The following is a 22,590-nucleotide window of genomic DNA, read 5'->3' on the forward strand; positions in this document are numbered from 1 at the left end:
CCGCCCCCGCCGATCCCCCTCCGCCACCGCAGCAACCAACGCTTCACCCCGCCGAGCAAGATCATCCAACATGCCGGGGATCCTCCCACCCTCACCCCAGCCACGCCCTGATCACCTCGAAGTCCGCCACCCGCAACCCGATGCGCGGATCGACCCGGTGCAGCAGCGCCCGGCCGCCGTGGTTCGCCGCGACCCACTCCCGATCACTGTCCCGGATCTCGTCGTCGACCCAGACGAACGCGCCACCCGCCGCCCGATCGACCAAAGCTCGTGTCTTCCAGTGCAATCCGAACCACGCGTCGATGCCGTCGTCCGGTGTATCCGGCCACTGCATGACGGGCAGGGTGGGCAGGCCCAGGATCGGCGTCAGGTGGAGATTCGCCTCGTCCATCCATGTCGTGGCCCACACCAGTTCGCAGGGCAGTGCGCGGAGCAGCGGACCCAGGTGCGGATCAACGGTTTTCGCGTTCGGGCCGCCGAAGGGGAGCAGGGGGCCGTCGACGTCGAGGAACAGGAGTGGGCGGAGGGTGGAAGGGGTCATCGGCGCACGATATCGGGTCGGAATCGTTGCCGCAGAAGGTGTCACAGGGGTCTGTTAGCTTTGGTCCCGTCGCGCCGAGGGGAGTGCGCGACTCTCGACATCGAAAGGAAAGCCACTTCATGAAACTGGTCATCGCTGGAGCGTTCATCGCACTCGCCGCCGCCGTCGGAGCCGGAACCGCGGAGGCGCGCGCGTACGCCCCGGACACGGTGATTTTGAGGTCCCCCGATGGGGCTCTCACCATGACGTACGGGGCGTATGTCGAGTGGCTCACCGAGAACGCGGCCACGGTCGGCCCCGAAGTCCAGCAGGCCGGCGGGTGCGTGGCCTACGTCAACCAGCAGAACATAAAGAAGCCCCGCGCGAAGGAGGCGCAGCCGCTCGGCGCCGATCCGTATATCGCAGGATGCCAGGAGGCGCTGGGCCTGTAGGCCGGTCTCGCCTCGTGCCCGCCGCTCAGAGGCGGCGGAAACGGGCGAGCCAGGCGGCGACGTCCACGCGGCCGTCGTGCTGTTCGAGGTAGGCGGCGGCTTCCGCGACCGGTGCGGTGACGCGGCCGCGGTACCTGGTGGGCAGCAGTTCCTCCAATTGCCAACCGTCGGTGAAGGATTCGCGGATCAGGGTGTCGCTGATCCGCGGGCCGATGCCGGGTTCGCGATCGGAGAGGGCCAGCAGGTGCAGGGTCGCACCGGGTTTGGCGACGGCGTGCAGACTGCGGACGTAGGCGGCGCGAGCATCGGGAGCCTCGCCGAAGACGTGGAAGAGGGCGCTGTCGATGATCGTGTCGAAGCCGTCGGGGTAGTCGGCGAGGGCGGGGGACGCAGCCAGGTCCAGGGCATCAGCCACGTCGAGGCGGGCGGCGGGAACACCCTGGGCCGCCGCGTTGGCGCGAGCTTGGTCGATGGCGCGGGGTGAGTGGTCGATGCCGTGCACGCTGTAGCCGAGGCGGGTGAGCAGGATCGTGTGTTCGCCTGCGCCGCAACCGGGGTCGAGGACGCGGCCACGGATCCAGCCGGCGCGTTCGAGCTCGACAATGGCGGGTTGGGGAGCGCCGATCACCCAGGGGGCGGTGTCGTCGTCGTATACGGAATCCCAGAATTCTGCCGGTCGTGTCATGACTCCAGGGTGGGGGCTCAACCCAGGTTGAGGTCAAGGGCCTTGCCACGGCGGATGCGTGGCGCGGCCACCGTCCATGCGGCCGCCAGCAGCACGAATCCGTAGACGATGAGGTAGTCGTTCATCAGGATCGGGCCGATGGTCCACCACGGCGGGTAGAGGAAGAGGCCGATGGAGACATAGGTGTCGTCCCAGCGGTACGGCCAGGCCGCCGAGGCCGCGTAGAGGGCGACGGCGGCGATCCACCAGCTCGGCCGGGTCTGCGCCTTGTGCACGAGCAGCACCAGCAGGGGCACGAACCACACCCAGTGATGACTCCACGAGAACGGGGACACCGCGCAGGCGGTCAGGCCCGCGAGGGTGACGGCGAAGAGTCGATCACCGTGGCGTTCCAGGGCCGCCACCAGGGTGAGGCTCACGCCCGCAACGGTTCCCGCGATCAGCAGCCACAGCCAGGTGGGCGCGGCACCGTCGCTCAGGTGCGCGAGGGTGCCGCGCAGTGACTGGTTGGACGGGTGGGTGTCGGGTGCGATGCGATCGGATTTCAGGAAGGTCGACAGCCAATACTGCCGCGAATCCGCAGGGAGGATGATCCAGGCGACGACGATCGTGGCGGCGAAGGTCGCCGCCGCGGTCAGAGCGGTCCGCCACTGCCGCAGCACCAGGTACTGCACGATGAAATAGCCTGGTACCAGCTTGATTCCAGCCGCCAGCCCGGTGCCGATCCCGCGTAATCGGCTGTCCTCGGCGCGGGAGAAGTCCCACAGGACGAGCACCATCAGCATCAGATTGATCTGCCCGTAGTAGAACGTGGTGCGCACCGGCTCCAGGAAGACGCACGAAAACGCCAGCAGCGCCGAGATTCCCGTGAGCCAGGTGCTCGGCCGGTAGCCGAGGATCTTCCAGCACAGCAGAATTGCCGTGAACAGGGCGAGCATGTTCACCGCGAGCCAGAGCGGGCTCAGATACGTCCACGGCACCACCGCCACCGGGATGAACGCCAGCGCCGAGAACGGCGTATAGGTGTAGAGCAGTCCGCGCAAAGTCGGTGTCGTATAGAGCGGTTCGCCGTGCAGCGCTCGTTCGGCCCCGTCGCGGTAGATGTGCGCGTCCAGTCCGCCGACCAGGATTCCGGCCCTGTCCAGCCAGGGATCGACGGTCGTGAACAGCAGGGCCACCGCGACCACCGCACCGACAGCGAGTGCGACGAGCGTTGGCCGAGAACGGGAAACCTCCAACGATCGCGCAACCACCACAACTGGTTACCCTACGTAAGGAATTTTATCCCATAGTTCCAGAAAGCCTGTGATGTCGGGTACATCCGGTAACCACCAGGTGCGATATCGCTAGATCTGTGCCTGAGCCCTCGACAGCCGCACGGCCGCGACCACCATCACACTCACGGCCAGCACCACCACCGCCGTCCCCACCGGCCCGCTGCGCAACCGCTCGTCCAGTACCGTCATCCCCAGAAATGCCGCGCCCAAAGGCTCGGCGACGGTGAACGCGGGCAGCGACGCCGACAGCGCACCCGCCTGATACGCCCGCTGCTGCAGATACAACCCCAGCACCCCGGTCACGACCAATCCATAGGTCTGCCAACCGCGCAACGCCGCACCCGCGTCGTGTTCGAACAGCTGCGTCACATGCTCGGTCAACGCCGCCGAGATGCCGAACAGCAGCCCGGCCGCGGTGCCCAGCAGCAGCGCCCGCAACGCCGCCTGGCGGACGCCGAACGCGACCACCACGGCGACCACGACCGCACCGAGCAGAAAACCCATGGGCCCCAGCCATTCTCGCCAGGACGCGTCGGCCACCCCCTCGGTCGGATCGCCGACCACCAGGAACACCGCGAGCGCCACCGACAGCGCGGCCGCCTGACCCCACATGCGCCGCGTCACCGCCCGCCCGCTGTACCGCGCGGCCAGGGGAAGCGCGAAAACCAAGGAGCTCACCAGAATCGGCTGCACCACCAGCACCGAACCCAGCGCCAGTGCGGCCACCTGGAAACCGAAACCTCCAGCGTCGCCGATGATTCCGGCCCACCACCGCGGATTGCGCACCAGTTGCGCGAGCAGCGCCTCACCCTCGGGTACCTCCGAGGCGGCCCGCTGCTGCGCCACCGCGGACACCGCGAACAGCATCGCGCCGAGGAAGGCGCACGCCACGGCCGCCAGCGGAAGATTGGGCATCCGCTCAGTCTGCCGCAGACTCGCCGGGCTCCCGCGCACCATCCGCACGGCACGCCGGACCGGTCATCTGACCTGCTGCGATCCACCGATTCACATCCGGAAAAGGTGCGATGATGTTGCTCGGAGATCGCGCGACGAGTGCGCGCCGGACCCGTTACGTCTCATCGCGGTTCATCGACTCGAGGAAAGGGGGATCCGGCATGGCCAAGCCGGTCTCGACCTCACGGCTGGCGCGAGGTTCGAAACTCGGTGCGGTGGTCGCCGGTCAGGCCGTGCGCAAGCGCCGCACCAAACTGTTCATGATCGGCCGCTCCGCCGAGGCCCGCGCCCGCCTCGCCGACGAATCGGTGCTGCGCATGGCCGATCAACTGGTGCGCGTGCTGGGCGAGATGAAGGGCCTGGCCATGAAACTGGGCCAGTTGCTCTCCCTGCTCGATATGGAACTGGTGCCGCCCCGCCATCGCGACGCCTTCCAGCAGCGACTGTCGGTGCTGTTCGACCATGCCCCCACGGTGGCGTTCGAGGATATGCGCCGGGTGATCGAGGAGGATCGCGGCGCACCGCTGGCCGAGCTGTTCGCGGACTTCGATCCGGAGCCCCTGGCCGCCGCCTCCATCGGGCAGGTCTATCGCGCAAGGCTTTTCGACGGCACCGAGGTGGCGGTCAAGGTGCAGTACCCGGGCGTGGATCTGGCGGTGCGCGCCGATCTGCGCAATCTCGGCCTGCTGCGCATCATGATTCAGCAGGCGCTGCCCGGTTTCACCCCCGCCGTCTTCGACGAGTTCCGCAACAGCTTCGAGAACGAACTCGATTACGCCGTCGAGGCGCGCACCCAGCAGCATGTGGCCGCCGTGTACGCCGATCACCCGTTCATCACTGTGCCGCAGGCTTTTCCGGAGCACAGCAGCCGCCGGGTGCTGGTCACCGAGTTCTCCCCCGGTATCGATTTCGACGCCGTGCGCGCCCTCCCCGATATCGAACGCGACCGCATCGGCGAGATCATCTACCGCTTCTACGTGGGTTCGTGTTTCGAGCTCGCCGAGTTCTGCGGCGACCCGCATCCCGGCAATATCCTGCTGCGTGACGACGGCAAGGTGGTGTTCCTCGATTTCGGCTTGTTCAAGCGAATGGCGCAGGAGCACATCACCTTCGAAGCCACCTGCCTGCGCGCCGCCGCCGAGGATCGCAGCCAGGATCTGTACGAGCTCATGATCGACCGCGGCATCATCCAGTATCCGGCGGCGGTGACGCCCGAGGAGTGCTACGACTACATCCTGTCCGCGGCCGAGTGGATGCTGGTCGACGAGAAACTCACGATCACACCGGAATTGGCCTCGGGCGCGCTGTTGCACGCCATCGACCCGCGCCAGCCGGAATCCGCCGGTATGCGTCGCCAGAATCTGCCGCCGGAGCATCTGTTCTCGCGCCGCGTCGGGTTCTGGACCTGCGGTGTCCTGGGGCAACTGCGGGCCACCGCGAACTGGAACACGATGACCCGGGAATGGCTGTACGGTGCCGAGCCGGTCACCGAACTCGGTCTGGCGCACCGTGATTGGCTGCGCGGGCGGCCACCTGCGGCCGATCCGCACTGAGCGGGTGTCGCGCCCGGCCCGGGGTTTGTCCGGGCGCGACACGCCTATCCCACCGGTCCGGCGATCAGCGACGCCCGGCCCTGACGCGTCTGCCCGTACGCGTCGGTCCACTGCACGGTCACCGGATCACCGGGGTGGGAGGTATCCATCGCGGCGGTCAGCGCGGTCGGCGAATCGATGCCGCGCCCGTTCACCGTGGTGATGACATCGCCCGGCGCGAGGCCCAGCTGTTCGGCGGGCGTGCCCGCCACCACCTGCCGCACCACGGCCCCCGCGCCCTGTCCATCGCTGACGGCCGCGCCGAGCAGCGCGGTGGGCCCGATGTGCACGGTGCCGGAGGCTTGCCCGGTCTCGATATCGTGCGCGATGCTCAGCGCCTGCTGGATCGGGATGGCGAATCCGACGCCGCCGCCCGAACCCAGGCCCTGGAAGCGGTAGCCCGTCGATGCGGCGGTATCCATGCCGATGACCTCACCGGCGGTGTCGATGAGCGCGCCGCCGGAATCACCGGGCCGGATGTTCGCGGCCACCTGGACGAGTCCGTGCAGCTGTTCGGCACTGCCCGCCGCGTCGTCACTGGCGGTGATGTCCTGGTTCAGCGCCGTGACCCGGCCGGGCGAGACACTCGGCGCGCCGCCCACGCCACCGGCATTGCCGATTCCGGCCACCCGGTCACCCACGGCCACCGATCCGGAGTTCCCGATCTTGGCGGTGGGTAGGTCGGAGGCCCCGGACAGCTGCAGCAGCGCCACATCCTCGGACCGGTCGTAGCCGAGCACGGTGGCCCGGTAGGTCTGCCCGGTGCCGATATCGGTGACGGACAGGTCGGTCGCACCCTCCACCACGTGATTGTTGGTGAGCACCTTGCCATCCGAGGTCAGCACGATGCCGGTGCCCGCGGATCCCGCGCCCTGCAGCCCCAGATCGGCGTTGATATCCACCAGTCCCGGCGCGGCCTGCTGGGCGGCGAGCGAAATATCCTGGAAGTCGGCGGGTTTCGCGGTGGCTGTGGTGGCCGAGGATTGCTGGTGCTCCCCGCCGACGGCAGTCGCCGCCGCCGCGTTCACCGCGCCGAGCTCGAATCCTATGGAGGCGATGCCGATGGCGAGGGCCACACCGCTCGCCCCGGCCACCCATCGCAGGCCCTTGCGGTCGAAACGCGGCCTGCGCGGCTCGGGTCCGGACCCGTTTCCGGGCATCTGCGTCTGCTCACCTCGCTGCGGCTGCTGAGTCATGTTGACCAGACAAGCCGAGTCTGCTGAGAAGTTGCTGATGCCCGCCCACGGCTTTTGCTGATAGCTCGGCAAGGCTACGTCGGGACGATCAGCCCCGCGAGATGGTCGTGCGCGACGTGCGCGTGCAGCCGCACACCCGTGACCAGCGTGTCGTCGTCGACGTAGAAGTGCGGATTGTGGTTCATGAACATGCCACGCCCGCCCGGGGTGGGAACAGGCACGCCGGCGACGAGATCCAGTTGGACGTCCTGCACGCCGAGGGTCACATACAGTCCGCCGTACCTGTTGACGAACTCCGAGACGTCGTCATATCCGAGGGTGGGTGGAATCGGCAGCACCCGCTCGGCCCCCGCGACCCGGCGGAAGGTCGGCAACGCGGGATCCATCCACTCCTGGAGATTGCGGACGGCGGGCACATCCTGCAGATAGTCGACGGCCGCCGCACAGTTGTAGGCCTGCGCGGTATGCGTGGCCAGGGTCGCCAACCGCTGCTGCACCTGCGCCATATCGGTTTCGACGGTGCAGCGGATGGTGCCCCACAGCGTCACCTGCTGCCCGATGATGTTGAACCGGCCCACGTCCTGCACATGCCCGATGGTGACGGTGACCGGGTCGAAAGCATTGAGCTGCCGGTAGATCTGGCCGATGCCGGTCAGGATCGCGCCCGCCGCGGGCATGGGGTCGATGCCCATCCACGGGGTGGAGCCGTGCACCTGCTGACCGGTGATCACGATCTTCACCAGGCAGGACGCGCCGAACTGGTTGCCGACGCGATACCCGATGCAGCCCTTGGGAAGTGGCACCACATGGAATCCGAAGACCATACTCGGCGCGGGATTCTCGAGCGCGTTCTCCGCGAGCATCGCGCTCGCGCCGCCCCGCTCGTCCACCGGCGGGCCCTCCTCGGCGGGCTGGAACACGAAAAGCACTGTGCCGGGCAGTTCTTCACGCGCTCCCGCGAGCACGGTGGCCGCGCCCATGAGCATCGCGGTGTGGGCGTCGTGCCCGCAGGCGTGCGAGACCGGGAACGGGCCGCCGGGATAGTCCTCGTCCACCACCTGCGAGGCGAATGGCACGCCGCACAGATCCGGCACGGGCAGGGCGTCGGTGTCCGCCCGCAACGCGATGATCCGGTCGCCGGGGCGACCGCCCTTCAGCACCCCCACCACGCCGTGCCCGGCGATCCCGGTCCGCACCTCGTCCAGTTTCAGGTCGGTGAGATGGTCGGCGACGAGTGTCGCGGTGTTCGATTCCCGATTCGACAGTTCGGGATGCTGGTGCAGATGCCGCCGCCAGGCCACCACCTGGTCGGCCACCTGCTGCGCGCGGGAATCCAGTTCGCCGTAGATCGCATCGGTGCTCATCAGGAACTCCATTCCATGGGTTACCTTGGCGCATGACCTCGCGAGGATGAATGCTCACACCTCTGCCACGGTAGCCCCTAGGTCGCCTGCTCACCGCGACCACGCTGCGGCCTGCTCGCTGAGCTCGGGAAAGCAGCGTTCCAGCAGTTCGAGCATGATCGCGGGTGCGGTGGACGCGCCCGGTGACGCGCCCAGCAGTCCCGCGATGGTGCCGTCCGCGCCGGTGACCAGTTCCGTTCCGAAGGTCAGCACCCCGACTCGCCGGGGATCCGGTATCACCAGCTGCGCCCGCTGACCGGCTTGGATCAGCTCCCAGTCGGCTGGATCCGCACCCGGGTAGAACCGTTGCAGCGCAGCGAATTTGCGGGTGCGCGTGGCGAGCAGCTGCCCGATCAGATAGCCGACGAGTCCGAGATTCTGGACGGCCGCGGCGAGCAGGACCACCAGATTGCGCCGGCGCAGCGTGGTGAACAGGTCGATGCGGCGGCCGTGCTTCAACAGTCTCGTGCTGAAAGTGGCGTAGGGGCCGAACAGCAACGATTCCTCTCCACCGACGACACGTTTGTCCAAGTGCGGCACCGACATCGGCGGTGCGCCGAGTGCGGCCTGGCCGTAGATCTTCGCGTCGTGCCGCGCCACCAGTTCCGGATCGGCGGTCCGCAGGAACTGCGCGCCGAACGGAAACACCGCATAACCGCGCACCTCGGGAATTCCGGCCCGCTGCAACAGTTTCAACGCGTACCCGCCCGCGCCGACGAAGACGAATCGAGCCCGGACCGTGAACCGCGCGTCGGTGTTCCGGTCCCGCCCGGTCACCGTCCAGATCCCGTCGGTGTCGCGGCGCAGTCCGGTCACCTCCCGGCCGAGCCGGATCCGTGCCCCGGCGGCGCACATGGTGGCGGCCAGCGCGCGGGTCAGCGCCCCGAAGTCGATATCGGTGCCGCCCTCGTAGCGGGTCGCCGCCATGGGCTCACCGGGTGCGCGGCCCGCCATGACCAACGGAGCCCATTCGGCGATGACCGCGGGATCCTCGGTGTATCGCATATCCGCGAACAACGGTAGCGCGCACAAGGTTTCGAACCTGCGGCGTAGGTAGGCGACGTCACGTTCACCGAAGACCACATCCATGTGCGGCGTCGGATTGACGACAGTCGCCGAGTCCGCGCTATCCCCCGCCTCCACGAGCTCCGCCCAGAACCGGCGGGACAGCTGGAACATCTCGGCGACCTGTACCGCCTTGGCCGGGTCGTCGGGATCGGGCATGTAGTTCAGTTCGCACAGGCCCGAATGCCCGGTTCCCGCATTGTTCCACGGGTTCGAACTCTCCTGCGCGATATCCCCGAGCCGCTCGAACAGCACCATCGACCGATCCGGCCGCAGTCTGGCCAGCATGGCCCCGAGCGTGGCCGACATGATGCCGCCGCCGATCAGGACGGTATCGATAATCTGCTGTGCGTCATCGGCTTTCGTGATCCGTGCGGAATGATTCGCCATGCTGATGCCTCCCCGGTGTGGTGTCGAGGTCATCGTCACGCCGGATGAACTCATCCGTCTACTAGCAGTTCCGGCGGATTATCATCCAGATATGGATGATTCGCCCTCGGCCCAGGTGGAGGCGCTCGCACCACTGCTGGCCGCATTCGACGCGGCCGCCGATGCGGGGCACATCACACGGGCCGCGCAGCGGCTGGGTGTGCCGCAGTCGTCACTGAGCCGCCGATTGAAGGCGGTGGAGAAAACGGTTGGGGTGCAGTTGTTTCAACCGGTCGGGCGGGGCATCGCGCTCACGCCCGCGGGCCGGGAACTGTTCGGCCGGACCCGTGATCTGGTCCGGGCGCTCGATGACGCCGTGAGCGTGGTGCGCAGCAATGCCGACCCCGACAGTGGGCTGGTGCGGTTCGGTTTCCCGCTCACCCTCGGCCCGGTCAGCATTCCGGCGCTGCTGGCCGACTTCCATGCCGCCGCGCCCCGCATCCGGCTGCACCTGGTGCAGGCGCACGGTGAGGCGCTGGCAGATATGGTGCGAGACGGTCGACTGGACCTGGCGGTCATGATACCGCCGCCCGCCGATCTACCGTCGATTGTGCTGGGCCGCCAGGCGATTCACCTCTATGCCGCCCCCGCGCATCCCCTCGCCGCGCGTGATGCGGTGGACCTCACGGAGCTGGCGGGCGAGTCGTTCATCGCGAATCCGCCCAGCTATCACCTGCGCCGTCTGCTCGATTCCTGGTGCGCCGAGGCCGGTTACGTTCCGGAGGTGGTTTTCGAGATCACCGAGTTCGACACCCTCCGCGCCCTCGTGGCGCACGGCCTCGGCATCGCACTACTGCCCGAACCCGAGACACCACACCCTCAGCTGCGCCGAATTCCCCTGCGCACCGGGCGTTCCCGCGAGATCGGGCTCGCCACCGGCAACCACCGCCCGACGCCCGCGGTGTCTCGCCTGCACGAGTTCATCGCGACAAGGGTGTAGCTGGCCGCACCCCGGTTCGGGAGTTCGCACTGGTGACCCGCTGTGGCGCGGGACGGTGGAATCGGGGGGTGGTCGATGAACAGGTACGGGAACGTCCGGTCGCGGTGGCGAATCCGGTGGGGGTGACGGCATTCTTGATGATCGCGTTCGGGGTGTCCTGGGCGTGGTTGCTGTGTGCCGTGGTGTGGCTGGGGTTCTCGGTGGTGAATCCGATTGTCCAGTTGCCGATGGGGATGGCGCCCGCGATGGCGGCGGTGGTCGTCCGGCGGTGGGTGACCGGGGAGGGGTTCGCGGATTCCGGGTCGGCGCTGCGGTTCCGGGAGAATCGACGGTGGTTCGCGGCGGCCTGGCTGGGTCCGGTCGGCCTGACCGCGGCCAGTTTCGCGGTGGCGGTGGCCGCGGGTGTGTGGCACGTGGACTGGGGAGTGCCGGCCCTGGGGCTGCTGCCCGTCCTGCTGATCGCGGTGATCGTGCTGATGCCGATCTACTGGGGCGAGGAGTTCGGCTGGACGAGTTATCTACGGCCGCGGCTGTTTCCGGGACGTCCGCTCGCCTCCGTCGTAGCCACCGGCCTCATCTGGGCGGTGTGGCACTTCCCGCTGGCGTTCGTCGGCTACGTGCACTTCGGCAATACCGCTGTGGGACTGGCCATCTGGACCGTCTCGTTCCTGGGCCAGGAGGTGATCCTGGCGTGGCTGTATCTGCGCAGCGGCAGTATCTGGACCGCGAGCCTGGCGCACGCGGGCAACAATATGGTGCTTTCGCTGCTGATCGGCGAGTTGATGGCTGAGCGGGTGGGCGACACCATGGTCACCGCCCTGCTGGGTGCGCCGATCGCGGCGGTGGCGGTGTGGCTGGTGGCCACCGGGCGGCTCGGCCGGGCTGCCGCCGCGGCCGAGTCCACCCGGTAGCGCACCGGATGTCGCGAATTACTAGACGTTGACGCCGAAGTCGCGAGCGATACCCGTCAGGCCCGAGGCGTAGCCCTGGCCGATGGCACGGAACTTCCACTCCGCGCCGTTGCGGTACAGCTCGCCGAAGACCATGGCGGTCTCGGTGGAGGCGTCCTCGGACAGGTCGTAGCGGGCGAGCTCGGTGCCGTTGGCGCGGTCGACAACCCGGATGTAGGCGTTGCGGACCTGGCCGAAGCTCTGGCCACGGGTGTCGGCGTCGTACACCGAGACCGGGAAGATGATGGACTCGATGGTGGGCGGGGTGGCGGCCAGGTCGACATTGATGACCTCGTCGTCGCCCTCACCCTCGCCGGTGCGGTTGTCGCCGGCGTGCTCGATGGAGCCCTCCGGGGACTTCTTGTTGTTGAAGAACACGAAGTGCGCATCCGAGACGACCTTCTTGTCGCCGCCCAGCGCGATGGCGCTGGCGTCCAGGTCGAAGTCGGCGCCGGTGGTGGTGCGCAGATCCCAGCCCAGGCCGACCGCCACCGCGGTCAGACCGGGAGCCGCCTTCGTCAGCGAGACGTTGCCGCCCTTGGTCAGACTGACACCCATAGATCTCTCTCCTTTGTGATCATCATTCCGACGGCTGTGCTCCGCCCCCGGTATTCCACCAAGCAGTCTGCCAGGTCGGACCAACCGGTGTGCTGGAGTGCGCTATTCGCGCAGCCCAGCACGCTCGAGGGTGGTGCGGGCGCCCACCGGTTCCGGAGACCGACAGCCGCACGCCCGCCGGAACCCGCAGTGTGCGACCTGCCGGATCCGGTTTCAGTTGTGCTGGGCCGCACTCGCTTTCTTCGGGATCAGCGCGGCCAGCACACCGGCGGCCAGGGCCGCGCCCGCCGCCAGCACCATGACGATGCGGAAGGCGTTCTGCGCGGGCAGTTCGACAGGGCCGAGCGTCATGGTGAGCTGGGCCAGGATCACGCCCGCCACCGCGCTGGCCACCGAGGTGCCGATGGCGCGCATGAGGGTGTTGAGGGCATTGGCGGCGGCGGTCTCGGTCACCGGTACGGCGGACATGATCAGGGCCGGGATCGCACCGTAGGCCAGGCCAATGCCCGCACCGATGACGCACGACATGAGCACCAGACCCCAGATGCTGGACATCAATTCGAGCCCCAGGCCGTAGCCTGCCGCCACCACCAGCGCACCGATCAGCAGTGCGACGCGCGGGCCGCGGGCGGCGGAGATGCGGGCCGAGAACGGGGCGGCGATCATCATGACCAGACCGGAGGGCGCCATCACCAGGCCGACGCTCATCATGGAGCGGCCCAGGCCATAGCCCGTCGCCTCGGGCAGCTGCAGCACCTGCGGAATCACCAGGGACTGGGCGAACATGGCGAATCCGAAGACCGCCGACGCGATATTGGTGAGCAGCACCTGCTTTCGCAGGGTGGTGCGCAGATCCACCAGGGGCTCGGCCACTTTCAGCTCCCAGCGGCCCCATACCGGCAGTGCGACGGCGGCCGCGGCGAACAGGCCGAGGGTGAGCGCGCTCCCCCATCCCCAGCTCGCGCCCTTGGACACCGCGAGCAGCAGGCAGATCAGCGCCGCCGAAAGCAGCAGTGCGCCAAGGGCGTCGAAGCGACCACCGGTGCGCTGCGCGGATTCCGGTACCAGGGCCACCACCAGAACAGTGACCACCGCGCCCAGCGCCGCCGACGTCCAGAACAGCACATGCCAGTCGGTGTGCTCGGCCAGGAACGCGGCCGCGGGCAGCCCCAGCGCGCCGCCGACGCCGAGGGACGCGCTCATCAGCGCGGTTGCCGCCGCCAGCCGTTCGACCGGGAGTTCGTCGCGCATGATGCTGATACCCAACGGGATCACGCCCGCGGCCATCCCCTGCAGGGCACGCCCGCACACCATCGGCACCAGACTGTCGCTCACCGCGCACAGGGTCGATCCGGCGACCAGCAGCACCAGGCTCACCAGCAGCATGCGGCGTTTGCCGTACATATCGCCGAGCCGTCCGGCCACCGGCGTGGCGACGGCACCGGCCAGCAGGGTCGCGGTGATCGCCCACGAGGCGTCGGCCGCCGAGGCGCCGAGCAGGTGCGGCAGTTGCGGGATCAGGGGGATGACGAGGGTCTGCATGAGCGAGACCACGATTCCGGCCGCGGCCAGCACGCCGACGATCACGGTACTGCTGCGCGGCGGCGTGGAAACCCCGGTTTCGGTGGTGACTGTGGACATGGTCGAGTACATTAAAGCGACTGATTGAATTCAGTCAACTGCTTTAGAACAGTGGAGGTGCGGCCGTCCGACATGCCGAAATCTGTACGATGTTCCTCAACCATGAGCGGCAAAACAGCGACCTCCAGCACCCGGGCACCCCGCCCCGACCGGGCCACCAGCACCCGCGAAGCCATCCTGACCGCGGCCGAACAACTCTTCGCCGAACAGGGCGTCTTCGCCATCTCCAACCGGCAGGTGAGCGAAGCGGCCGGGCAGGGCAACAACGCGGCTGTCGGCTACCACTTCGGCACCAAGGCCGATCTGGTGCGCGCGATCGTCCGCAAGCACAACGCCTTCGTCGAGGCCGACCGCGAACGCCTGCTCACCGAATACGCGGGCTCCACGGCCATCCGCGACTGGGTCACCTGCCTGATCCGCCCCACCACCGACCATCTCGCCACCCTCGGCAACCCCAGCTACTACGCCCGCTTCTGCGCCCAGGTCATGACCGACCCCACCCTGCGGCCCATCCTCTACACCGAGGCCCTCACCTCACCCGCCCTGCAGCGCACCCTCGAATCCTGGGACGCCTGCTTCCCCACGCTGCCACCCGAAATCCGCTCACAGCGAAGGGATTTCGGTCGCCTGCTGCTCGTGCACGGATGCGCCGAATACGAACGCACGCTCGCCGAGGGCTCCCCCACCCCGCACCCCACCTGGCAGGCCTTCGGCGCCAACCTCATCGACGCCACCGTGGCCATCTACCAGGCGCCACTCACCCCGGAATCCCGCTGACGGTTACGCGTCGCCCTGATTGCGGCGGCGTTCCTCTTCCTGCTGACGGGCGGTTTCCTGGCGACGTGCTTCCGCCCGCTGCTGTTCGGCGCGTTCGCGCAGCCCACGCAGGAATTCTTCGTCGGCGGCGGGGTCCTGCGGGACGTAGCGGCCGGGCCGGTCGTATTCGGAGAACGTCGAGTTCGAGCGCGGACGCGCCTCGTGCACCGGGCGGCCGAGGAACAGCCACAGCAGTGCGCCGACGGTTGGGAGCAGAATCACGACCACCAGCCAGCCCACCTTCGGCAGATGCCGGATGCCCCCTTCGGGGCTGGTGATGATGTCGATCAGGCAGTAGACCCACAGGCCGAGCGTGATCAGTGCGACGACGGCGTACTGCATCGGTGGATTCTCCTCGACTGTCCCCCACGGGCCCTGAACTGGGCCGACGGGAAATTCTAGCAAGGGGTGCCGGGAGCGGGCGATCCCTGCCTCGCACGAGTAGGGTCGCGCGGGTGTCGACGATTGCATTCCTCGGACTGGGGCGAATGGGGTCCGGTATGGCCGCGCGACTGCTGGGCGCCGGACACGAGGTGCGGGTCTACAACCGCTCGCCGGACAAGGCGTCCGACCTGATAGCGGGCGGGGCGATCGCGGCCCGTTCACCCCGCGACGCGGCCGACGGCGCCCAGGCCATCGTCTCGATGGTGGCCGACGACGCGGCCTCGCGCGCGGTGTGGCTCGGCGACAACGGCGCCCTGGCAGGCGATTTCGCTCGCGCGGCCTTCGCTGTCGAATGCTCGACCCTGTCCCGGCCCTGGGTGCTGGAGCTCGCGAAACACGCGGCCGCGCAAGGGCTCCGCTATCTGGACTCCCCTGTCACCGGCCTGCCCGAGGCCGCGGCGGCCGGTGCGCTCACCCTTTTCCTGGGAGCCCGCGACGATGATCTGGCGGCCGCCCGGCCGCTGTTGGAACCGTTGTGCACCAGGATCATTCGCTTCGGTGAGGTGGGGGCGGGCACCGCCTACAAGCTGATCCAGAATCTGTTCGGCTCCATCCAGATCGCGGCCACCGCCGAGGCCCTGCGCACGGCCGAGCTGGCCGGTCTCGACCTGCCCACCGTCGTCGACGCCCTGTCCCGCAGCGTCTCCGCCAGCCCCACCGTGATCCGTGTCGGCAATCTCATGCTCGACGGTGTCCACGATCGCGACATCACCTTCACCGCCGCACTGCGGCTCAAGGACACGCGAATCGGCGTCGAACAGGCCGATGCCGTCAATGCGCCCACCCCGCTCGGCCACGCCGCACTCGAGCATTTCCACCGGCTCGTCGCCGCGGGGTACGACACCCTGAACGAAACCAAATTGCTCGATCTGCTCCGCGAATGAGCCCGCTACCGGCCGGGTTCAGTCCTTCCAGCCGCTGCCGTCGACGACGATATCCCAGCTGAACGGCAGCAGTTCGGGATGGCGTAGCCGCAGGATCTCACCGGCGAGACTCCCGGGCGGAGCCTTGTGCGGGTGCGCGGTCGCCTGCCGTTCGATGACGGCGGTGAGCGCGCGGGTGCCGCCCAGTCGTGGATAGGCGTCGTGCACCAGATCGGCGAAGCCCGCGGGGAAGTCGTCCGGACCACCGGCGACGTCGAATCCGATGCCGGACACGGCGATCCAGATCGCGGCCGGCCTACGCCTGCGGTAGACGGGGGAATCGCTGAAGCCGCTGGTGTGGGCGGCGATCGCATCCCAGACGATGTCCACGCGCTCATCGGCGACGCCGTGCGCCTCCAGGAAACCGGCGGCGGCATCCGCGCCTTCCAGTTCGAATCGCTGTGGGCCGGAGGCGGTTTCGGCCAGGCCGAGATCGTGCAGGGCGCAGATGAGGAACATGGTCTCCTCGTCGTAGTCCGTGCCCGGTCGCAGACCCTGCGCGGCGGCGTGGGCGCGGCCGAACAGGAATCCGCGCAGACTGTGGTTGCGGATCGAGGGTTCCAGTTCGCCGGCGATCAGGCGCTGGGCGGCGAGCGCGAGTGGGGTATCCGGGAATGCCAAGGGGTGCATGAGATATCTCCGGTCAGTGTGCGCCGGGGCGCACGATCATGAGGACGACGACCACCGTCCACAGCAGGTTGTAGATGCCGGCGAGCATGCCGAGGGTGCGCAAACGCTTTCCGGTATCCGGCTTTTCGAGGGCTTCGCGCTGCATGGGGTGGATGAACACGGCCAGGATGCCGCCCGCGACGAAGGTGAGGGCCATGGCGATGGTGATCCAGATTTCGGCCATCCGGCCCTGGACGGCCGCCAGCACGATGCCGATCACCGGGACGATGAGCGCGAGGACCGCGTAGTTGCCGGTGATGCGGTGGAATGCCTTGGCCACGGCCACATTTCGGTCCGGCGCGGGTGGGCCGTCACCGACCACGGTGACCGGTGCGTAGCGCGGGAACAGACTCGCGGCGACAGCCGAACCGCCGACGAAGATGATTCCGGCCAGCACGTGGATCGACAGCAGCACATTCTGCACGAGAAACCTCCAACCTTCAGACTGCCTGAAGCATAGCCCTAACTTTCAACTTGGCTGAAGGTTGTGCGAAGGTTCACCGGAACTCAGCGCTCCGGGAGGTCAGGAGACGGTGCGTCCGAGGAAGGCCGCGACGACCGTGTCGCCGATCTGCCGCAGCACCGGATCCGCGGCGGCGCCGAACATCGCCTCGTCCACCTCGGCGACCACCTTCTCCGCGGCCATCAGCAGTCGCCGGCCCTTCGGCGTGAGTTCGATGGTCGAGGCCGAACCCGCGCGGGCCGTGCGATCGCGCACCAGACCGGCGGCCACCATGCCCTTGATCGCGCTGTGCACGCTCTGCACGCTGATCGCGCCCATGCGCGCGAGATCGCTGAACGAGGCTCCGGGCAGGCTCGCGATATGACCGAGCACCGCGAGCTTGGCGACCGTGAGCTGCAGCGGGGCCAGGGCCGCGCCGAGTTCGGCCTCGACCCGATGCGCCACCGTCAGCACCAGGATGGAGGCACTGGCGGGCGGTGGTGCGGGGCGCTCGTTCTCGGTGGTCACCGCACCAGTTTCCCGCATCCGGCCGGCAGCAGGCCGTCCACGATGGCCGTGAGTCCCCTCAGATGCGAATCGCGCAGGTTGAGTTCGTTCCAGCGCGGTGCGACCGACGCGAGGTGCGGGTAGACGCCGGTGGTCAGTTCCACCATGGCCTCGTTGCCGTAGACCGGGGCCGCGCGCGCCCGGCGGCGAGCGCTGTTCACGCGGATGATCAGGTTGCCGACGATGTAGTACCAGAGCGTGTGATACACGTCGACGGCTTCCTCGGGCGTACACCCGCACTCCACCGCCGCGCCGATCATGGATTCGACGAACCAGAGCGCCGCGGGCGCGAAAAGGTCTCCGGCGGTGAGGACTTCGACGATCCAAGCGCGTTCGCTGAGCAGTTCGTAGAGCAGGATCGCCGTCGCGAGGCAGCGCTCGCGGGGGTCGGCGGGCAGTTCCGGATGCGGGATCTGACGGGCATGCGCCTCGAGCACCCGCAACAGCAGTTCGTCCTTGTCGCGCACGTGGTAGTACAGCGCCATCGGCGCGGCTCCCAGGCCGGTCGCCAGACGGCGCATCGAGAGCTTCTCGGGCCCTTCGGCTTCCAGGATGCGGTCGGCGGCGTCGACGATCGCCTCCAGGGACAGGCGCGGCGGTCTGCCGCTGCGTTTCCCACGCTCTCCGGCTGCGGTCATTGGTCCATCCTCCACGATTCGCCGATTGCCGTTGACGACGGCCCACTTGCCGCGTAACCATATTCGTACGCGTACGAAAAAGGAATGGGAGTCCGATGAACGCCGTCGACCTCGCCGAGGCGAGACCACAACCGGCATCGCCGCCACCGCGCGCCGAACCCGGGTCCGCACCGCGCACCGCCCACCTGCTGCGCCCCTACGCGGGCAGCCTCACCGCGGTGGTCATCCTGCAGATCGTCGGCGCGCTCGCCGGGCTGGCTCCCCTGCTGGCGGTGGTCGAACTCGGTCGAATCCTGTTGTCGCCCGCGCCGATCGAGCACGATCGCGTCTGGCTGACGGTGGGCGTGGGCGCGGCCGGGCTGCTCGTCCGGCTGGTGTGCACGGGCGCGTCCTCCGGCGTCGGGCATCTGCTCGACACCCGGGTGCAGCTGGCCGTGCGCAGGCAGCTGGCCGCACAGCTGGGCCGGGTGCCGATCGGCTGGTTCTCCCGCCGCCGCACCGGAGAACTGGCGAAGGTGGTGGGCGAGGACGTGAGTGCGGTGCATCCGGTCGTCGCCCACACCCCGAGCGAGCTGGTGTCGGCGTTCGTGGTGCCGCTGGTGTCGCTGGTCTACCTGTTCACCGTCGACTGGCGACTCACGCTCATCACCCTGATTCCCGTGGCGCTGGCCGTGGCGCTGGTTCCACTCATGATGGTTCCGGCCCGGGTGCTCGAGCAGCAGGCCTTCGATACCGCCATGGGGCGGATCGCCGATGCCGCGATCGAATTCGTGCAGGGCATCTCGGTGGTCAAGGCGTTCGGCGGATCCGGTCGGGTGCATCACAAATTCCGCACCGCCACCGACGATTTCGCCGACAAGTTCTATCGGTTCGTGCGCGGGGTGTCGGCGATCGCGGCGGGCATGCAGCTGGCCCTGTCCCCGCCGTTCGTGCTGCTGGTCGTGCTGACCGGGGGCACGGTGCTGATCACCGGCGGCTCGCTCGCCCCGGCCGATCTGCTGCCCTTCCTGCTGCTGGGCCTGGGGTTGACCGCGCCGGTGGCGGCGCTCGGCCACGGATTCGACGATCTGCAGGCGGCGGGACGAGCACTCGGGCGCATCCGGGAGGTGCTGGCGGAACCGCCGCTCCCGGAACCCGCCGATCCGGTTGCGGCGCAGGGATATCGGGTGGAGCTGCGCGATGTGCGCTTCGGCTACGACGCCGATCGCGAGGTGTTGCGCGGTATCGATCTGGTACTCGAGCCGGGTACCGTCACCGCGCTGGTGGGCCCGTCCGGCAGCGGTAAATCCACACTGGTGCAGCTGCTTCCGCGCTTCTTCGATCCCACGCACGGGTCGATCCGGCTCGGCGGCGTGGAACTGCGCGATCTGGGCAGCCGCGAGCTGTACCGGCAGGTGTCCTTCGTCTTCCAGGATGTGCGCCTGCTGCGCGCCTCGGTCGCCGACAATATCGCGCTGGCGGTGCCGCACGCCGGACGGGACGAGGTGATGCGAGCGGCCCGCCGCGCCGATATCCACGATCGGATTCTCGAACTCCCCCAGGGCTACGACACCGTACTCGGCGCGGGCACCGACCTGTCCGGAGGTGAGGCGCAACGGATTTCGCTCGCCCGCGCGCTGCTCTCGGACGCACCCGTGCTGGTGCTGGACGAGGCCACCGCCTTCGCCGACCCGCGCACCGAACAGGCCGTGCGCCGGACGCTGTCCACCCTGGCCGGCGAGCGCACCCTGCTGATCATCGCGCACCGCCTGGAGACCATCGCCGATGCCGACACTGTGGTGGTGCTCGAACACGGGCAGATCGTCGAACGCGGCCGCCCCGCCGACCTGCTCACCCGCGACGGACAATTCGCCGCCCTCTGGCGATCCCACCGGGCCGCCCTGGCCGGCCACCTCGACACCCCCGGCACCGCACCGCGAGGAGATGACCACCGATGATCCGCATGCTGCTCCGCGTCCTCGGCGACGAGTACGCCCCGCCGGTGCGCCGCACCATCACCCTCATGACCGTGACCGCCGTGGTCGAGGGCCTGTCCTATGCGCTGCTGGTCCCCATCCTGCGCGAACTGTTCGGCGCCGACCCCGCCGCCGCGCGGCCCTGGCTGCTCGCCTTCGCCGCCGCCTGCACGCTCTACGCCGTCCTGCGCTACCGCAGCGATCTGTCCGGCTTCCGGGTCGGCACCACCCTGCTGCGCGGCGTCTACCACCGTCTCGGCGATCACCTGGCCCGGCTTCCGCTGGGCTGGTTCAACTCCGGACGCGTGGGCGAGGTCTCCACCCTCGCCAGTCACGGTGTGCTGCAGGCGATGAGCGTGCTCGCCCATCTGCTCGCCCCGCTGATCTCCGCCGCCGTCACACCGCTGACCATCGTCGTGGTCATGCTCGCCTACAACTGGCAGCTGGGCCTGGCCGCGCTGGCCGCCGCCCCGATCGTGGTGGCGGTCCAGCTCTGGGCGGGCCGATCCATGGCGGCCACCGACGCCGAACGCCATGCCCGCGACCGCGAGGCCACCGGCCGCGTGATCGAATACCTGCAGGCCCAACCGGTGCTGCGGGCGGGCGGGCGCACGGTCGAACGCTTCGATCTGCTCGACGACGCCCTGCACGACCTGCAACGCGCTTCCCGCCGCTCGGCGCTGTCGGCCCTGCCGGGCGTGATCGGCTCGGCCCTCACGGTGCAGGCGATCTTCACCGCCCTGCTGACCCTGGGCGCCTACCTCGCCCTCGGCGGAAATATCGGCGCGGCAGAGCTTCTGGCCGTTCTGGTCCTGGCCGCGCGCTGCGCCGATCCGCTGCTGTCGCTGGCGGAAATGGCCGGCGCGGTCCGCAGTGCCCGCGCGCAGCTGGTGCGCCTGGACATCCTCCTGCACACCGAACCGCTGCCGGAGCCGGATCATCCGATCCGCCCCGCCCGGTACGACCTCGAATTCGACTCCGTCACTTTCGAACACGGCGATCGCACGGTGGTCGAGCAGCTGTCGCTGACGGTGGCGGAGGGCCGCCGCCTGGCCATCGTGGGGCCGTCCGGGGCGGGCAAAACCACACTCCTGCAACTGATCGCGCGTTTCCACGATGTCACCGCGGGCGCGGTTCGGATCGGCGGCGTGGACGTCCGCGACATTACTACCACCGACCTCATGTCCCAGATCGCCATCGTCTTCCAGAACGTCTATCTGTTCGACGGCACCATCGAGGAGAACATCCGCCTGGGCCGCCCCGACGCCACCGACGCCGAGGTTCGCGCCGCGGCCACCGCGGCCCGCCTAGACGAGGTCATCGACCGCCTGCCCGGCGGCTGGTCGGCCCACGTGGGCGAGGGCGGCGCCCTGCTGTCCGGTGGTGAGCGCCAACGTGTTTCGATAGCCCGCGCCCTCCTCAAAGACGCCGCGATCGTCCTGCTGGACGAGGTCACCTCCGCCCTCGACCCGGTGAACGAGGCGGCGGTACACGAGGGCATCGAACGCCTGATGCGAGGCCGGACCGTCGTGATGGTGGCGCACCGGCCGCGCTCGGTCCACCGCGCCGATCACGTCATCTTCCTCACCGACGGCGCCATCGCCGCCGCGGGCACCCACACCGAACTGCTGACCACCGACACCCGCTACGCCGAGTTCTGGGGTGCCTCGACAGCGACCGGCCACGCGGATCTGTCCGACGCCCGGGGTACGTTGTCGATGCCCCGCGTCGGACGGGGTTCGCCCCTGTGAAAGGCCCCGCACGTGAGTTCGCCTGGCGCCCAGATGTTCCCGCCGCCCCAGCACCCTCCCTTCACGGTGACACAACCGCGCCCCGCCGGATTGGGCATCCGGCTGGGATCCCGGCTGATCGATCTCGTCTTCGGGGCGCTGATCATGGCGGCGGGCAATTTCGCGATCCTCATCGTCGCGGCCATCATCGACGGCGCCGAATCCGAGAACTGGGGTGCCGCACTGGCGGTCAACATGATCGTCGCGCCGATCCTCTACGAATGGATCCAGTTGGCGCTCTACGGAAAGACTCTCGGCAAGCGCGTGCTCGGCCTGCACGTGGTGCGCACCGACGGCAGCCCCCTGTCCTGGTCACTCGCCGGAGTGCGCGCCCTCCTCAACGCCCCCTACGTCTCCTACCTCCTACTGCTCTTCATCCTCCCGCTGATCAACCTCGCCTTCATGCTGGCCGACTCATCACAGCGGCGCGGGATGCACTCCCGAGCGACCGACACCCTCGTCATGGATGTGCGCCCCCGGATCGTGTACCCACCCGCACCCATGAATTCCCCTGCCGCCGAAGCAAGCTGACGCTCGCCGCCACCTGGCGGCGGCGGAGGTGAAGGGCTCGTTGATGGTCGTGAAGTACTCGGCTACACCGACATTTCGCGACCTGGGGAATGCCGGAGGCGGCGCATCGTGAACCCGTCAAATGGGACTGCTGCACAGGTAGGTGACAGCTGC

General features: G+C 68.6%; 23 protein-coding genes. 9 read left to right on the forward strand and 14 right to left on the reverse strand.

The window, feature by feature from the left end:
• Window positions 1-91: 91 nt before the first annotated feature.
• A complete protein-coding gene (locus JK358_RS23020) occupies window positions 92-541 on the reverse strand; it encodes an HAD domain-containing protein (protein ID WP_201950111.1) in 450 nt (149 codons plus the stop codon).
• A 119-nt stretch (window positions 542-660) separates the two neighbouring features.
• Here JK358_RS23020 and JK358_RS23025 point away from each other — a divergent pair, with 119 nt between their 5' ends.
• A complete protein-coding gene (locus JK358_RS23025; protein WP_201950113.1) occupies window positions 661-972 on the forward strand; it encodes a hypothetical protein in 312 nt (103 codons plus the stop codon).
• A gap of 25 nt (window positions 973-997) precedes the next feature.
• Here the strand turns inward: JK358_RS23025 and JK358_RS23030 are convergent, their stop codons facing one another.
• From JK358_RS23030 to JK358_RS23040, 3 genes are all read right to left on the reverse strand, one after another.
• Complete coding sequence (locus JK358_RS23030; protein WP_201950115.1) at window positions 998-1,657, reverse strand: class I SAM-dependent methyltransferase; 660 nt, start codon at window positions 1,655-1,657, stop codon at window positions 998-1,000.
• 17 nt (window positions 1,658-1,674) lie between these two features.
• Window positions 1,675-2,835 (reverse strand): glycosyltransferase 87 family protein, encoded by a 1,161-nt coding sequence (locus JK358_RS23035; RefSeq protein WP_201950120.1) that lies wholly within the window; start codon window positions 2,833-2,835, stop codon window positions 1,675-1,677.
• A 168-nt stretch (window positions 2,836-3,003) separates the two neighbouring features.
• Window positions 3,004-3,849, reverse strand: coding sequence for a DMT family transporter (locus tag JK358_RS23040; protein WP_201950121.1), 846 nt, complete (start codon window positions 3,847-3,849; stop codon window positions 3,004-3,006).
• A 200-nt stretch (window positions 3,850-4,049) separates the two neighbouring features.
• Between JK358_RS23040 and JK358_RS23045 the strand changes: the two genes are divergently transcribed.
• Window positions 4,050-5,441, forward strand: a complete 1,392-nt coding sequence (locus JK358_RS23045) for an ABC1 kinase family protein (RefSeq protein WP_201950122.1) — start codon at window positions 4,050-4,052, stop codon at window positions 5,439-5,441.
• Between the two features lie 44 nt (window positions 5,442-5,485).
• On the opposite strand, the gene JK358_RS23050 is transcribed toward JK358_RS23045, so the two are convergent.
• From JK358_RS23050 to mqo, 3 genes are all read right to left on the reverse strand, one after another.
• Window positions 5,486-6,640, reverse strand: coding sequence for a S1C family serine protease (locus tag JK358_RS23050; RefSeq protein ID WP_372440704.1), 1,155 nt, complete (start codon window positions 6,638-6,640; stop codon window positions 5,486-5,488).
• 110 nt (window positions 6,641-6,750) lie between these two features.
• Window positions 6,751-8,040 (reverse strand): M20 metallopeptidase family protein, encoded by a 1,290-nt coding sequence (locus JK358_RS23055; protein WP_201950124.1) that lies wholly within the window; start codon window positions 8,038-8,040, stop codon window positions 6,751-6,753.
• 90 nt (window positions 8,041-8,130) lie between these two features.
• Window positions 8,131-9,534 carry a malate dehydrogenase (quinone) gene (gene mqo, locus JK358_RS23060; protein WP_201950126.1) on the reverse strand — a complete coding sequence of 468 codons (1,404 nt, stop codon included), beginning with the start codon at window positions 9,532-9,534 and terminating at the stop codon, window positions 8,131-8,133.
• Window positions 9,535-9,625: 91 nt separating this feature from the next.
• Here mqo and JK358_RS23065 point away from each other — a divergent pair, with 91 nt between their 5' ends.
• A complete protein-coding gene (locus tag JK358_RS23065) occupies window positions 9,626-10,513 on the forward strand; it encodes a LysR substrate-binding domain-containing protein (protein ID WP_201950128.1) in 888 nt (295 codons plus the stop codon).
• Between the two features lie 68 nt (window positions 10,514-10,581).
• On the forward strand, window positions 10,582-11,424 hold the full coding sequence (locus JK358_RS39415; RefSeq protein WP_201950131.1) for a CPBP family intramembrane glutamic endopeptidase: 843 nt from the start codon (window positions 10,582-10,584) through the stop codon (window positions 11,422-11,424).
• Window positions 11,425-11,445: 21 nt separating this feature from the next.
• Here JK358_RS39415 and JK358_RS23075 read toward each other — a convergent pair whose 3' ends face one another.
• The gene (locus JK358_RS23075) at window positions 11,446-12,021 is read right to left on the reverse strand and encodes a TerD family protein (RefSeq protein WP_201950134.1); all 576 of its coding nucleotides are present in this window, start codon (window positions 12,019-12,021) and stop codon (window positions 11,446-11,448) included.
• 213 nt (window positions 12,022-12,234) lie between these two features.
• Window positions 12,235-13,662, reverse strand: coding sequence for an MFS transporter (locus tag JK358_RS23080; protein ID WP_201950137.1), 1,428 nt, complete (start codon window positions 13,660-13,662; stop codon window positions 12,235-12,237).
• 102 nt (window positions 13,663-13,764) lie between these two features.
• On the opposite strand from JK358_RS23080, the gene JK358_RS23085 reads away from it, so the two are divergent.
• Entirely contained in the window at window positions 13,765-14,439 is a 675-nt protein-coding gene (locus JK358_RS23085) for a TetR/AcrR family transcriptional regulator (RefSeq protein WP_201950139.1), read from the forward strand.
• A gap of 3 nt (window positions 14,440-14,442) precedes the next feature.
• On the opposite strand, the gene JK358_RS23090 is transcribed toward JK358_RS23085, so the two are convergent.
• Window positions 14,443-14,820: a PLD nuclease N-terminal domain-containing protein gene (locus JK358_RS23090; protein WP_201950141.1), complete on the reverse strand. Its 378-nt coding sequence runs from the start codon at window positions 14,818-14,820 to the stop codon at window positions 14,443-14,445.
• Between the two features lie 113 nt (window positions 14,821-14,933).
• On the opposite strand from JK358_RS23090, the gene JK358_RS23095 reads away from it, so the two are divergent.
• Complete coding sequence (locus tag JK358_RS23095; protein WP_201950142.1) at window positions 14,934-15,806, forward strand: NAD(P)-dependent oxidoreductase; 873 nt, start codon at window positions 14,934-14,936, stop codon at window positions 15,804-15,806.
• Window positions 15,807-15,824: 18 nt separating this feature from the next.
• On the opposite strand, the gene JK358_RS23100 is transcribed toward JK358_RS23095, so the two are convergent.
• The 4 genes from JK358_RS23100 to JK358_RS23115 form a co-directional block, all read right to left on the reverse strand.
• Window positions 15,825-16,475 carry an HD domain-containing protein gene (locus JK358_RS23100; protein WP_232851691.1) on the reverse strand — a complete coding sequence of 217 codons (651 nt, stop codon included), beginning with the start codon at window positions 16,473-16,475 and terminating at the stop codon, window positions 15,825-15,827.
• 13 nt (window positions 16,476-16,488) lie between these two features.
• Window positions 16,489-16,938, reverse strand: a complete 450-nt coding sequence (locus JK358_RS23105) for a hypothetical protein (RefSeq protein ID WP_201950143.1) — start codon at window positions 16,936-16,938, stop codon at window positions 16,489-16,491.
• A gap of 99 nt (window positions 16,939-17,037) precedes the next feature.
• Window positions 17,038-17,484, reverse strand: a complete 447-nt coding sequence (locus JK358_RS23110; protein WP_307817684.1) for a MarR family winged helix-turn-helix transcriptional regulator — start codon at window positions 17,482-17,484, stop codon at window positions 17,038-17,040.
• Window positions 17,481-18,161, reverse strand: a complete 681-nt coding sequence (locus JK358_RS23115) for a TetR/AcrR family transcriptional regulator (protein WP_232851692.1) — start codon at window positions 18,159-18,161, stop codon at window positions 17,481-17,483. The genes JK358_RS23110 and JK358_RS23115 overlap by 4 nt, the downstream gene beginning before the upstream one ends.
• Before the next feature lie 95 nt (window positions 18,162-18,256).
• On the opposite strand from JK358_RS23115, the gene JK358_RS23120 reads away from it, so the two are divergent.
• The 3 genes from JK358_RS23120 (at window position 18,257) to JK358_RS23130 (ending at window position 22,437) form a co-directional block, all read left to right on the forward strand.
• Window positions 18,257-20,098: an ABC transporter ATP-binding protein gene (locus tag JK358_RS23120; RefSeq protein WP_201950147.1), complete on the forward strand. Its 1,842-nt coding sequence runs from the start codon at window positions 18,257-18,259 to the stop codon at window positions 20,096-20,098.
• Window positions 20,095-21,867, forward strand: a complete 1,773-nt coding sequence (locus JK358_RS23125; RefSeq protein ID WP_201950150.1) for an ABC transporter ATP-binding protein — start codon at window positions 20,095-20,097, stop codon at window positions 21,865-21,867. Before JK358_RS23120 ends, JK358_RS23125 begins: the two co-directional genes overlap by 4 nt.
• 66 nt (window positions 21,868-21,933) lie before the next feature.
• Entirely contained in the window at window positions 21,934-22,437 is a 504-nt protein-coding gene (locus tag JK358_RS23130) for an RDD family protein (protein WP_201950154.1), read from the forward strand.
• The last annotated feature ends 153 nt before the right edge of the window (window positions 22,438-22,590 follow it).

This window comes from Nocardia acididurans, from assembly GCF_016741815.1.
In the GTDB taxonomy this organism is placed as follows: domain Bacteria; phylum Actinomycetota; class Actinomycetes; order Mycobacteriales; family Mycobacteriaceae; genus Nocardia; species Nocardia acididurans.